A 14,225-nucleotide genomic window follows, 5' to 3' on the forward strand; every position below is an offset into this window, starting at 1 on the left:
GTTAGGGTGTACTATACCCCTTCCGTAATAGATTTTTGAAGTAAATGGTTACAGATACAGGTTTTATTCTTTCTAAAGAAGCGTTTGATAGTTCATCAGGGGTTAGTTTTGTGTTTTGGCTCTGGTGTGAAAATGGCCCATTAAAAGTACAGGTTGAGCACCAAGAGGTGTTATTTTTCATTCCTGAAAACCAAGTAACTGCTGCAAAGCGACTATTACAAAATCAAAACATTCATGCTCGTTTTGCTGATGCCAAACTAAAAAATTTCCAAAATCAGTCGGTGATATGCTGTTATTTTAAATCGTTAAAAGATTACTACAGCGCCATTAAGGTTTTAAAAAGTTCACAACTAATCACTTTTGAAGATGATGTTAGGCCAATTGACAGATTTTTGATGGAGCGTTTCATTAAAGGCTCTGTATGGGTAAAAGGTGAAATTCAAACACGAAGTGGTTTTCGACTGTTAAAGAACGCAAGATTAAAACCAAACAATGAATTTAGACCTTTCTTCAAACATGTTTCTATTGATATCGAGTGTAATGGCGAAGGCGTACTATTTTCTATTGGTTTAGTCGGAAACGGTATTGATAAAGTCTTAATGATAGGGCGCCCAGAGCCAACGACTCATCTAGATTATCAAATCAACTGGTGTGAAGATGAAATAGATCTTCTTACTCAGTTTGAAAATGAAATTCAGCGAATTGACCCTGATGTATTGATTGGTTGGAATGTTATTGAGTTTGACTTCAGTGTGCTTCACGCAAGAGCCGAGGCGTTAGGTATATCTCTAAAGCTTGGTCGCAACAAAGAAAAAATGCGCGTGCGCTCGGGAAATATTACTCGCATAACAATGCCTGGTCGTGTAGTTATTGATGGAATTGATACCTTAAAAAACGCTACTTATCATTACGATAGTTTTAGTCTTGCAAATGTAGCGAGTATTGAGCTTGGCGAAGAGAAGCTAATAAATACAGATAATCGTCTTGAAGAAATTATTCGCCAGTTTAATGAAGACAAACTGTCTCTTGCTAATTACAACAGGCAAGATTGCATTTTAGTGATGCGGATTTTTGAGAAACTTAAGTTACTTGATTTTGCAGTTGTAAGAAGCCAGCTTACAGGGCTTGAATTAGAACGAATGGGCGGCTCAGTTGCAGCCTTCACTAATCTTTATCTGCCGTTACTGCATAGAAGTGGCTATGTAGCCCCTAACTTAGGCGATCACGGCTTAAGTTTTGATAGCCCTGGTGGTTATGTCATGTCATCGCAGCCAGGTTTATACAAAAATATCCTAGTGCTTGATTACAAAAGCCTCTATCCATCAATAATGCGTACATTTTGTATAGACCCTCTCGGCCTTATTGAGGGATTAAAAAAATCAAATGATACAATCGAAGGCTTTAACCAAGCACAGTTTTCACGCACTGAGCATCATCTGCCAGAACTTATTAGAGGACTGGCTGCGACAAGGCAAATAGCCAAAGATAAAAACCAAACCATGCTCTCCCAGGCAATTAAAATCATCATGAACAGTTTATATGGTGTACTTGGCTCGAAAGGCTGCCGCTTTTATGACCCTCGATTATCTAGTTCTATCACTTTGCGCGGTCATGAAATTATGCAAACAACCAAGCGTTGGATTGAAGAGTGGGGCTATGATGTCATTTATGGTGATACAGATTCGACCTTTGTTAAGCTTGATGATGATCTAAATCCACTAGACTGTAATGAAATCGGTACGAAACTGGCAGAAAAAATAAACAAATGCTGGCAGCGTGTATTGCAGAAAGATTATAAAATAGACAGCTTTTTAGAAATAGAGTACGAAACCCACTTCAGTCCATTTTTTATGCCAACAATTAGAGGTAAAACAATGGGTTCTAAAAAGCGTTATGTAGGAAAAGTCGAAAAAAAAGGCGTTTCAAAATTAGTCTTTAAAGGGATGGAAACAGTTAGAAGTGATTGGACAGAGCTAGCCCACAAGTTTCAAACAGAATTATTTGAGATTTTATTTTCTGAAAATTACACCCAAGAATTTATTTTTCAAGCGTTTGATAACTATGTTAAAAAACTATATGAAGGTGAATTTGATTCAAAGCTAATTTATCGTAAGCGACTGGGTCAGCATTTGACTGATTACCAAAAAAACATCCCTCCCCATGTAAAAGCAGCGAAACAGTATTTAGCTGACAATCCCAACTTAACGTTTCAACGTGGTCAAATAATTGAATATGTTTACACCGCTAACGGCGCTGAGTACTACACTGGTGACCATAATTATGATTATGGCACTTATGTAAATAAGCAATTGTTGCCAATAGCTGAAATGATAGTTGTTGATTTGGGTACTAAAGTTTCGTCACTAAGTGACCGTCAGATACGGCTTTTTTAAGATTGTTAACATTTTTTTGACTCTTTATTGCGATGAATGATCAATAAGCTCAGTTTAAATGCTTATTTGTTTATTTTTTGCTCTTAAAACTGGTAAAAGTAAACTTTTTGCTGTCTCATTAAAAATTTGTAAATAAAGAGCTGGATATTTTGTTTTATTTGTTTATTATTTGTTTGTCGCAGTCCTGATGCGATACAAATAATAAACAAGCTTATGCTAAATATAGCCACAATATAGTGGTCCAGGGAGAATCAAATGTTAAATAATAAAGTTTCAAAAGCAGTTCGCTTAGCGCTTGCTTTTGGTACAGCTTCTACAGCTGCGTTTTCTGTAAACTCTTATGCTGCTGAAGAAGAAGCAGCAGAAAAAGTTGAACGTATTGAAGTTACAGGTTCACGTATCAAACGTACTGATATTGAAACTGCAAGCCCAGTACAAGTTACAACAGCTGAAGAAATCGCTGTAGCTGGTTTTACACGTGTTGAAGACATGATGAACAGCTTGCCTCAACTTGAAGCTTCAAACACAGCGTTCCAATCAAATGGTGCTTCTGGTACAGCTACTCTTGACTTACGTGGCATGGGTTCACAGCGTACATTAGTACTTATCAACGGTCGTCGTATGCAAGCGGGTGGTATCTACACTCAATCTGCTGATATTAACCAAATCCCAGCAGCACTTATTAAACGTGTTGACGTAATGACTGGTGGTGGTTCTTCAACTTACGGTGCTGATGCGGTAGCGGGTGTTGTAAACTTTGTAATGAATGATGAGTTCGAAGGCTTTGAAGTAAGCCTAGGTTCAACTGCATATCAACACGACAATGATAATGAATACATCCAAGGTTTAATGGATGAACGTGACTTTGACTACCCAGAAGGTAGCTCAGGTTTTGATGGTTCTTCTTTTGACTTCTCAGCTACATTAGGTGGCTCTTTCGATAGCGGTAAAGGCCACGCTGTTGGTTATTTCACTTACCAAAAGCAAAATGAACTTCGCCAAGGTGCTCGTGACTATTCTTCATGTGCTCTAAATGCTGCAGGTACAGCGTGTGGTGGTTCTGGTAACGCGGTAATTCCTAACTTCTATATCTCAGCGCCTACAGACAGCGGTGCATTCGACTGGGATGATTACGATTATTGGACACTTGGCTCTGATAGCAGCTTCATTCCTTCAAGTGGTAACGTATATAACTACGCTCCAATTAACCACTTCATGCGTCCTAATGAGCGTCACACGTTAGGTTTATTCTCTAAATACGAAATTAATGATCACTTCCAACCGTTCATGGAAGCGATGTACATGCGTGACCGTACTACAGCGCAAATCGCTGAGTCTGGTACGTTCTTCAACGAAAACTACGTTATTGATTATGATAGCCCGCTTCTTACAGATGCGCAGCGTCAAAACTTAACTGACCGTTTCGGTTTAACTTCAGGTGACCAATTTGCAACTTACATCGGTAAACGTAACGTTGAAGGTGGCCCACGTGCAGATAGCCTTGAACATAACTCATTCCGTTTAGTACTTGGTAGCCGAGGTGAGCTAAGCGACCTTTGGTCATACGAAGCATTCGTACAGTATGGTTCAACGTCTTCATCTTCTGCATACGAAAATGACTTCTTCGGTCCACGTATCAGCACTGCGCTTTCTGCAAATGGTGAAGACTGTTCAGCAACTTCTGGTTGTATCCCTTACGAAGTATTCACGTACCAAGGCGTTACTCCTGAGTCAGCTGGTGCATTAACTGGTACTGCGATTCTTAACGGTGTTACAGAGCAGTTTATCGTGAATGGTTTCGTTACTGGTGAATTTGAATGGGGTCTACCTTCTTCAGATTACCCAATTGCGGCAGTATTTGGTGCTGAATACCGTGAAGAAACGTTCAGCCGTACTGCGGATGAAGTTTACGCGCAAGGCTTATTACTAGGTCAAGGTGGTACAACTAAGAGTTTAAACGGTGAATATGACGTAACTGAAGTATTCGGTGAGTTAAGCTTACCTATCGTTGAAGGTATCACAGGTGTTGAAAGCTTATTAGTTGAATTAGGCTATCGTTGGTCTGATTACAGCACATCAGGTTCAGAGCCTACTTATAAAGTAGCAATGAACTGGGACGTAACTGAAAACTGGAAAATCCGTTCAAGCTATAACCGTGCAGTACGTGCAGCGAACAACGGTGAGCTATTCGCACAACAAAGCACAGGTTTATGGCCAGGTACCGATCCTTGTGCAGGTGCAACACCATCTCTTAGCCAAGCAGAGTGTGCTAATACAGGTGTTCCTGCATCTCAATATGGTAGCGTAGGTAAGAGCCCTGCTGACCAATACAATGGTTTCTTTGGTGGTAACCCTGAGCTTCGTCCTGAAATTGCTGATACAATCACTCTTGGTGTTGTTGGTAACCCATTTGAAGATTTTAACTTCTCAATCGATTATTGGGATATCGAACTTGAAGATGCAATTGGCGCAATTGATCCTGAACTAATTGTTGAGCAATGTGGTAAAACTGGCCAAGCAGTTTTCTGTGATAACGTACAACGTACACCGGGAAGTGCTAGTCTTTGGATTGGTTCAGGCCAAGTTGTAGCGACAAATACTAATTTAGGTAAAATTCACTATGAAGGTATCGACTTAAGTGCTAACTACGACATCGAAGTAGGCGGTGGTACACTTTCTACAAGCCTAATCGGTACTTACATGATGACTAAGGAATTTGATAATATTCCTGGTGTAAGTGAAGTATATGATTGTGTAGATACACTAAATAATGGCTGTTTCCCACAACCTGAATGGCGTCATGTTCTTAGCGCAAGCTATGACACAGGCAGCTGGTGGAGAGCGACAGCTAAATGGCGTTACTTCAGTGCAGTTAACGAGTACGATGGTGCTGATACACTTGTACAAGATGGTATTGGTTCACAAAGCTACCTTGACCTTAAAGGCACGTTTACGGTGAATGATTACACTTCAGTACTTATTGGTGTAAATAACATTCTTGATAAAGAGCCGCCAATGGTAGGTGGTTCACTTTCAACAAACGCAAATGCTATTGCTGGTTACTATGACACTTTAGGTCGTTACTTCCATGCAAGCGTGACGTTAAAATTCTAATTTGAATTAATTAATGTATGATAAAGCGAGCTTCGGCTCGCTTTTTTTATGGGAAAACAATGACATCAGAACAACACGCGTTTACCCAAGCGGTAGCTTTACTTCAACAAGGTAAAGTTAGCCAGGGGATAGAATTATTAAAACCGTTAACACATAACAGTGAGTTTGCTGAAAAAGCGTTACAGATCCTTTTCAAAGTTGCTATGCAGCAACAAGATACTGAAACAGCCATTGCATATTGCCAACAACTGGTATCTATTGCTCCTACAAAGTTTGATTATGTACTGACCTTAGTACAATTAAGTATGAGTTGTGGCGAGTTCAAAATTGCAAAAAACGCGCTGTTGCCATTATACACAGCAAATCCGCAGCAAGCTGATATTTGCTTTCAGCTTGGAAAAATAGAAAGAAAGCTCGGTAATTTTGATGCAGGGATTTCCTTTTTTGAACGAGCTATAAAACTATCTGAGCAGTTTAAAGCACCCGCTTTAATAGAAATTGCTTTTTTGTATAATGAGCAATTACATCAACCCGATAAAGCCCTACATTACTTACAACAAGCGATTAGTCATGATAAGAATAATCTTCAAGCTCACTTTTCATTGGCAAATATTTACGAACAGCTTGGTGATAAAGAGAAGGCGAAAACAGGCTTTCAACAGGTCTTAAAATTAGATGCATTTAATGCGATGGCTCAAGCAAGATTAGCCGATATTGAGACCTTTTCTGAACGCGATGCAATTGACTATGAACAAGCAAGCTTAGCGATATTAAAGCGAGAGTCAGATGATATAGCATGTGCTGATATTTATTATGCACTTGGTAAAGTATTTAATGATTGCAAAAACTATCAGAAAGCATGGCATTATTATGTAAAAGCGAATCATTACAATAAAAAGTATTTACCAGTCTATGATCGCCAGTCTGCTGAGAAGATTACTGACTACACATTAGCGCGTAATATTGCTCTGCCAGAAGCTAACAGTTCAATAACACCCATTATAATTTGCGGTATGTTTCGTTCTGGCTCAACACTAATTGAACAAATCATCAGCTCTAATGAGCAAATAGCGGCAGGTGGTGAAATTGCCTATTTACATTCATCGTTATTCAGTTTGATTGGTGATGAAAAGGCACTTGTTAATAAGGCTAAAGAGCCTGAATTTATAGATGGTTATAAAGAACAATTAACTTTAAGAGCTGAAGGTGCGCTTTATGTAACAGATAAACGCCCTGAAAATTACCTTTATTTAGACATTATCAAGCAGTTATATCCAAAAGCGAAGATTATCTGGACAGAGCGAGATATTAAAGACAATAGCTTGTCAGCTTTTTTCCAGCATTTAGGTCCGAGCTTAAACTATGCTGTATCTCTAAATGATACTCTACATCACTATGAGCAGCAGCAACGAATTAAATCACATTGGCAGTCGTGTTTTAGTAATGATATTTTTACTCTGAATTACGACCAGCTTGTTTGCTCGCCCGAGCAGATGTTAGAACAGTTGTTTAGTTTTTTAGGGTTAGAATACACTGATGAAGCCCAGCGATTTCATAATAAATCTGGCGCAGTAAGTACAGCGAGTGTATGGCAAGTTAGAAAACCACTTTATAAATCATCCTCAGGACGATTTGCAAATTACCTTGAATACATACAGGCCGATGAAAAATCCTACCTAGATGCAAAAGCGCTGTTAAATAAGTAATTGGTAATAAAAAAGACCATCATCTAGATGGTCTTTTTTATTATTTTAAGGGCATGATATCACATGGAATGGTTAGCCGAGGGCTAGTGCTTTTTAGTTGGTATGTACCATGCCAAATATAGCTTGGAAATATAATAATTTGACCTTCTTCAGGGCATATTTCACGAGCTATAGACTCACGTTCACCTAAGTTAAGACTGGTTTCTCCTAGCTTAAGCCAGCCATTTTTAGTGTCATCATCTTTACTCATTTCATTAGGAATAGAAATATAGCTCGGCGCTGATAACCAACCTTGAGGGTGGATATGATTAGCATGAAAACCGCCTTCTTCTAGTTTCACTGACCAACTACCTCTAGCAACAAATCGTTTATGGTTACGTGCTAAAAGAGGGTGGTTAGCATCCTTTGGTAACTGCATTAGGTATTGATTAATGCATTGGCTCATAGATGACTTAAATAAATCAATAAGTTGGTTTGAGCGGTGTAATAAGTGACCTTGAGTTTGACTACCGCTGCGCACACTTTGATCTAATGGTTGTAGTTTATTTGTGTGAAGGCTGATCATTAATTCCTGCAACTGCTTATTAAAATCAGCAAAGGTTTTAAAACCTGGCGGAGCAGGCAGCTCCATGACTTTAACGAATTTATCTAGATCAGTTAACCAGTGATATTTATCATCATTTGATAAGCGCCAAGCAATACTTAAATATGCCCAAAGCTCTTGGTTATTAGGATTAAATTTTACAGCAGTTTCTAAGTGAAAGATCGCTGAGCTGTAATCGCCTTGTTGTATGTAAAAGTTTGCTAAATCAATACAGTAACGAGCATTTTGTGGAGCTGCTTTAACGAGCTGTTGAAGGAGTGAAAATGCTTTTTCTTCGTCACCTGTTCTATCAAGAATAATACTGTGGGCATGATGTAAATCTAAATTTTGTGGGTTGTTTTGTGTTGCATTACTACTTACTAATAATGCTTCTTCTAGTTTACCTAGTTGTAGTAGTTGACAAATTTGCGAGTGGATCAGAACAGGGTTTGCATCAAAGTGTTTAAAAGTGTCTGCATATGAACTCATTAACTGGCTTTGAGAGTGCTCCCAGTAGAGTTTATTAAGGCTTTCATGTGCAGGTACATAGTTAGGAGCAAGCTCTAGGCATGCCTTAAGATGAGCTTGTGCTTGTTCATATTGCTGTAAATCATAGTATGTACAACCAACTATGTAATGCAATTCGGCGCTTGGTTGCTGTTTTAAAAGCATTTGCAAAAGCGCTAATGCCTCGGGAAATTGACCTAAATTTCGATAATTACAGGCATGTTTATAAACGAAATGAAATTGCCCTTTTAATTGTTTTGGCAATTTTGTTTGAAAATAGTTTTCGATTTTTTGTAAGTCACCCAGTCGCTCGAAAAGTTCTAAAGTGAGCCAATGGTAACGGACTAATGCGTTCTGAGAGGGCGATGTTTTGCTTAATAAAAGTTCGGCTTTTAATAATTCATCTTGATTAACTAGACTTTCAATGTAATTGAGGCGTGGTTTTTCAAGAGACAAAGAAACTGTGTTGTATTCACAAAAATGAATACAGTCTGCATACTTTTTTTGTTTACATAGTAGATTAGTGTAGTTGTCTAAAAGGCCAACATGATTACTAAATTGGCTAAGGCCTTTTAAATAACACTGCTCTGCATCAGTTGTTTTGTTTACAGCTGATAAACATAAGCTATTCAATGTATACCAATCAGCGGTTTTATTTGTATGTAAAGAAAGGAGTTGTAATGCCTGCACATATTGTTGTTGATTGAATGCGTGCAAAGCTCTTTGTAATGAATTATTCACTCGTAAACCCTGTTTTTGCTTTATGTTAACAGGGTGTACAGTAAAGTAAAATATTACTCTTGATTTACATCAAGGTCTTTGATTTATTCAGTGTGTTTATGGTGAAGGGTAATAAACAGCCCTGAAAGTTAACTTAGTTTAGGTTTTTGCTGTAAGGCCTGACCTGGTTGTAAAAAGCTGACTTAGCAATAAAGTTTCTATTCGAAAAAGACCGCATGCCGCTGATTACTGACATGCGGTGTTTAGCGATTAATTATTTGAATCAATATCTTTGATCTCAACAGTACCGCTATTGTCTTGGCGTTTTAAGTTAAGCTTTTTAATTTTTTCTAACATTTCAGGTGAAAAGCGACCAAAATCCATTGTACGCATCATGATAGAGTCGTTAATAAAGTTAACATTAACGGCCCCCATACCTGAGCTACTGCCATCTTCAGATACTGGTACATCAGAATTACTCACCACAGCGTTTAACATTGCTGCTGGGTTAGTTGATGCAGTTGCACCAAAACTACGCTCTGTACCAAATAAGTCGGTTATATTCCAATCTTCAATGTCAATTTTAAAACGTTTTGCGTATTTAACATCGCTTTTCATTTGCCCTTCAGCGTAGTCTTCTAAATGCTCACGTAAGTCAGTTTCGAAGTCAGTAAATAATGATTCAGTTTGCTCATAATATTTAGATACATAAAGGCGGCTTTTACGCTTAATTTGCATGCCTCGATTAGAGTTTACAAATTCTTCACCATTTTCAACTAGTTGATGGTAAACCTTATTACCTTTATAAGCTTCATTGCGCAGGTTTGGGCTACCTATGTTACCTTGATAAAAGCCATACATGACGATTGGTTTCTTTTTACCGAATTTTTCAAAAACAATTTTATGTTGGATATCATTGAGTGAAAGCTTATAACCGGCAACGGTTAAAAACTCTTCATCTAAAATTGAATCATCATCAAAAAGAAGATCTTCTGTATCGCGAATAGGGTAGTGCTCGATTAACTTTTCAACTATCGCTGTATTGTAAAGGTTAAGCCAGTATGCCAATTGCTCATCGAGGCTAAGTTCGTTAAGAGAAATTTCGTCAGGTACTTTTTCCAGGCTTATACGAATTTTGTGAAAGCCATCTTTTATTTCTGATTTAGATACTGCCTCAAATAAAAAACGATTAGCCTCCAAAGCTGTATCATTATTTTTATGTGATTTCATGCGCGTGCCAATGGATGATTGGGATTTACGTGAGCTTCTATCAGACCTGCCCATATCTAGCACTGTTATTTCAAGTAGGTTATCAAGATCCTCGTATGAAATTCTTATATCTCTATTAAGGCTAAAATCTGAGAATTCTTCTGGTAGTTCATTGATTTTTGCGTACGAAGAAAGTGAGCAAAAAGTAAATGCAATTAGTAATAATTGTTTAATCATGGTTTTTCCTTGTTGTTTTAACAATCTAACTATTGCCGATTGTTACATTTTTTTCAAGTTGGAATGTACCGAATTTATTACTACTTAGCGTCTTGGGCTTAGTAAATAAGGAGGGTGAGCTTTTTTCTAGAGTCGACTAATGGGTTTGGTTAATAGAATGTTCATTCTATTAACTTTTGCATGGTTAATCTTAAAAAACATATCTAACTATCATCTTATCTAAGTAATTTGTGGTTTCGTCTATATCTATTGGGTTTAAGTTTTCAAATTTTAAATTTAAGCGAAAAAAAAATCCAAAATACAAACCGCCTATTTATTGTGTTTATTGCAATTATTTGGCGTTATTTTGGTGTGTACCTTTATTGGTACTAAATAATGAAATTCTTCTTTCCCTTTGTAACTCATTGTTAATGATGCTGTACCCTTTGTGGTTTAAGGGTTTTTCGTGTGTTAAATTTGTTTTTAACTCTGTGGTGTTTTTATATTTATTGTTAAAAGTTGAACTTTTGCGTTAGTGAAGTGTTGACCTTTGAGAGTGGCGAGTATTATTATCAAAGCTCGAAATGACTGCGGAATATGCATTTATTTTGAATAACTATAAATATTCCATGAATAACATGGTCCAGGGAGAATCAAATGTTAAATAATAAAGTTTCAAAAGCTGTTCGCTTAGCGGTTGCTTTTGGTGCAGCTTCGACAGCTGCATTTTCTGCTAGTACATTTGCTGCAGATGAAGAAAACGCAGGGAAAGTTGAACGCATCGAAGTAACAGGTTCACGTATCAAGCAAGTTGATATGGAAACTGCCTCACCAGTGACAGTTATTACTGCAGCTGATATCCAGTTATCTGGTGAAGCGACAGTTGCAGATGTATTAAATAACTCGTCTGTAAACAGTTTCGGTTCTTGGCGTGGTATGTCAGGTTATGGTTCAGGTGCCGCCGCAACTTCAAATGTTAATATGCGTGGCCTTGGTGCAAACTATACACTTGTATTATTAGACGGCCGTCGTATGCCAGGTACTAGTTCTTCTTCTGGTGCAGCGGCTGATACGTCACGAATTCCAATGGCAATCGTTGAACGTATTGAAATTCTTCGTGAAGGTGCATCTGCGGTATATGGCTCTGATGCGGTTGCTGGTGTAATCAACATCATCACTAAAAAAGATTTTAATGGTTTAAACTTCACATATGACACAGAGTTACCTTCAGTTGAAGGTGGTGATACTAACCGTTTCTCAGTGACAGGTGGTTATGCATCTGATAAAGGTAATATCACATTAACTTACGAACACTACAAAGCAGATGCAGTTTATGACCGTGATATCTGGGAATTAGATTCTGAATTATACGGTGCATTTTCGTCTTACAGCTCTGTTCCAAATGGTCAAGGCAAAGACTCTAAAAACTGGTACTCAGCAGACTTATGTGATGTTGCAGATAATACAGTACCAAGTAGCGACGGCCGTTGTTTATATAGTTATGGCGCTGTGACTAAGCTTTTCGCTGACGCAGAACAAGACTCAATCCTTTCAAACTTTAAGTATGAGTTAACAGACGACTTATATTTCCGTGGCCGTGCAAGTGCTTCAATGTCTAAGACTGATGCTCGTTATGCTGGTACACCTGTATCAACTACAAAACCGACTATGTATGCTGATAACCCTATGAACCCATATGGTGAAGATATTTCACTAAGCATGCGTTCAGCTAACTTGGGTAACCGTGATACTCGCGTTGAAATTGCTAACATTGATTTTGTTGGTGGCTTAGTAGGTTATACTGATATTGGTAACGGATTTGACTGGGAAATCAATGCGCAGCGTAGCCGCTCTACGACTGAATCATTCAACCGTAATCTAATTAATGATCCACTTGTACAATCTCTAATCGATACAGGTGAATACGATATCTTCAATACTACAGGTATGGATTTTGCTTCATGGGATGCACAAATGGCAGAGCTTTATGCTGGTGCAGCTCACATGGGTACCTATAAAGCAGAGTTCGAAAGCACTCAATTTGACGGTTTAGTTTCTACAACGCTTGTTGATAATGAATCATTTACCTTAGCGGGTGTAGTAGGTGCTGAGTTTGAAACGATCGACTTCACTCAGTATTCAGACCCTCTATCTGCTTCAGGTAATGTGTCAGGTGGTTCAGGTGGTGATGATGTATTTGCAACACGTGACCGTACTTCTAGCTACTTAGAGCTACAAGCTGCTTTCCCATTCGGTTTAGATTTAAATGCTGCAGTTCGTTACGATAAATATGAGCAAGAAGGTGACGTAGGTGCATCTGTTGTTGCAGGTGAATTCGATAACGTAACTAGTCAACTTGGTGCTGCTTGGCGTATCACAGATGACTTATTAGTACGTGCAAGCTGGGGTGAGTCTTTCCGTGCTCCAAACATGGGTGAGATGTTCTCTAGTCAATCTTTAAGCTTCGAAACTAACTACGATACACTTTGGTGTGATAACCAAGGTAACGCTGCAAGCGATACTGTTTACTGTGCGCCAAGTGGTACACAACACAAAACGTGGTTTGGTGGTAACCCAGATTTAGAGCCAGAAGAAGGTGAGTCTCTAACTGTTGGTACAGTTTGGAATGTGACAGATACACTTTCAATGGAAGTTTCATACTACAAAGTAAAAATTGATAACCGTATTGCTGCAATCAGTACAGATCGCTTACTTTCAGATGAAATTGAAAATGGCTCTAACCCAGCTGTTGTGCGTGATGCAGAAGGTAAAATTGATGTAATGTACAGCTTTGATCAAAATATGGCTTCTTTAGAGACGTCTGGTTTTGACTTTAAAGCGAACTACACTCATGAAACTAATATCGGTGATTTCTCATTACGTGGTGAAGCAAGTTACGTTGAAGAGTTTGTAGAAATCACAGAAGCAGGTGCTGATCCTTTCGATTACTCTGGTCTTCAAGATTACCCAGAGTGGCGTGCAAATATGACGCTTGATTGGAAATATGATAACTTTGGGGCTGCTTGGTCTACTTACTACATTGGTAAACAAGAATCAGGGGCAGAAGAATTTAACAATCCTTCTTTAGCGCCAGTTGCGAGCTACTTCAAGCATAATGCACAAGTATCTTATACACATGATTGGAACGGTAAAGTAACATTTGGTGTGAATAACATCTTCGACCGTGAAGCACCTAAATGGTACGACGGTTTCTACGACTACCGTGATGCTTCTACAGCACTATATGATGTGCTTGGCAGAACAATTTTCTTAAAAGTAGAACAAACGTTCTAATTTTAAAGAATGCATAAGCTTCAAAAACCTCGCCTAATTGCGAGGTTTTTTTTTAAATAACAATAAATCTATAGGGTTATTTATATTGAAATACTTACCTATGTAATGCTACTCAACTGGGTGTTTTCTTGGTATGTGATAGCAAGCCAGCAACACACTGATAACTATAACTTGAAGACTTCTAGAAATCGCCAAATTTCCAATTTATCACTGACTTTAAATTATTTTCTCCAATAAAAAAGCGTAAAATATAATAAATATTGAAACCGAAGGGTTATAAATTATAAAAGTAATTCTCCAGTTTGAAGAGCATGATATGAATACCGTATCGTGACCAAAGAGTAAGGAGGCTGTTTTTATATTAAATAACAATGCAAAAGAAAGTTTTAGTATTTATAAAACTAAAACTGACTCTAAAGCGTGCGATTTGTTGGCGCTCATGAAGGCACATCAGGCATATGCTCAGCGTTTTCTATAGTACAA

6 protein-coding genes are annotated in these 14,225 nt (G+C 38.1%); 4 read left to right on the top strand and 2 right to left on the bottom strand.

What is annotated here, in order from left to right:
• The first annotated feature begins 44 nt into the window (after positions 1 to 44).
• The 3 genes from IMPJCBKJ_RS07940 (at position 45) to IMPJCBKJ_RS07950 (ending at position 7,213) form a co-directional block, all read left to right on the top strand.
• Entirely contained in the window at positions 45 to 2,393 is a 2,349-nt protein-coding gene (locus IMPJCBKJ_RS07940) for a DNA polymerase II (protein ID WP_166339704.1), read from the top strand.
• Between the two features lie 255 nt (positions 2,394 to 2,648).
• The gene (locus tag IMPJCBKJ_RS07945; protein WP_166339706.1) at positions 2,649 to 5,507 is read left to right on the top strand and encodes a TonB-dependent receptor; all 2,859 of its coding nucleotides are present in this window, start codon (positions 2,649 to 2,651) and stop codon (positions 5,505 to 5,507) included.
• 59 nt (positions 5,508 to 5,566) lie between these two features.
• Positions 5,567 to 7,213: a sulfotransferase gene (locus IMPJCBKJ_RS07950; protein WP_166339708.1), complete on the top strand. Its 1,647-nt coding sequence runs from the start codon at positions 5,567 to 5,569 to the stop codon at positions 7,211 to 7,213.
• A gap of 40 nt (positions 7,214 to 7,253) precedes the next feature.
• On the opposite strand, the gene IMPJCBKJ_RS07955 is transcribed toward IMPJCBKJ_RS07950, so the two are convergent.
• Together IMPJCBKJ_RS07955 and IMPJCBKJ_RS07960 are read right to left on the bottom strand one after the other, a co-directional pair.
• Positions 7,254 to 9,044 (bottom strand): putative 2OG-Fe(II) oxygenase, encoded by a 1,791-nt coding sequence (locus IMPJCBKJ_RS07955; protein ID WP_166339710.1) that lies wholly within the window; start codon positions 9,042 to 9,044, stop codon positions 7,254 to 7,256.
• 249 nt (positions 9,045 to 9,293) lie between these two features.
• Complete coding sequence (locus IMPJCBKJ_RS07960) at positions 9,294 to 10,469, bottom strand: DUF547 domain-containing protein (protein WP_166339712.1); 1,176 nt, start codon at positions 10,467 to 10,469, stop codon at positions 9,294 to 9,296.
• Between the two features lie 636 nt (positions 10,470 to 11,105).
• Between IMPJCBKJ_RS07960 and IMPJCBKJ_RS07965 the strand changes: the two genes are divergently transcribed.
• A complete protein-coding gene (locus IMPJCBKJ_RS07965) occupies positions 11,106 to 13,742 on the top strand; it encodes a TonB-dependent receptor (RefSeq protein ID WP_166339714.1) in 2,637 nt (878 codons plus the stop codon).
• Positions 13,743 to 14,225: the final 483 nt, after the last annotated feature.

The sequence above is a fragment of the Pseudoalteromonas sp. MB47 genome (genome assembly GCF_011319765.1).
Classification (GTDB): Bacteria; Pseudomonadota; Gammaproteobacteria; order Enterobacterales; family Alteromonadaceae; genus Pseudoalteromonas; species Pseudoalteromonas simplex.

Coding starts and splice junctions, on each gene's coding strand:
- IMPJCBKJ_RS07940 (WP_166339704.1), top strand. CDS start 45: ATGGTTACAGATACAGGTTTTATTCTTTCTAAAGAAGCGTTTGATAGT.
- IMPJCBKJ_RS07945 (WP_166339706.1), top strand. CDS start 2,649: ATGTTAAATAATAAAGTTTCAAAAGCAGTTCGCTTAGCGCTTGCTTTT.
- IMPJCBKJ_RS07950 (WP_166339708.1), top strand. CDS start 5,567: ATGACATCAGAACAACACGCGTTTACCCAAGCGGTAGCTTTACTTCAA.
- IMPJCBKJ_RS07960 (WP_166339712.1), bottom strand. CDS start 10,469: ATGATTAAACAATTATTACTAATTGCATTTACTTTTTGCTCACTTTCT.
- IMPJCBKJ_RS07965 (WP_166339714.1), top strand. CDS start 11,106: ATGTTAAATAATAAAGTTTCAAAAGCTGTTCGCTTAGCGGTTGCTTTT.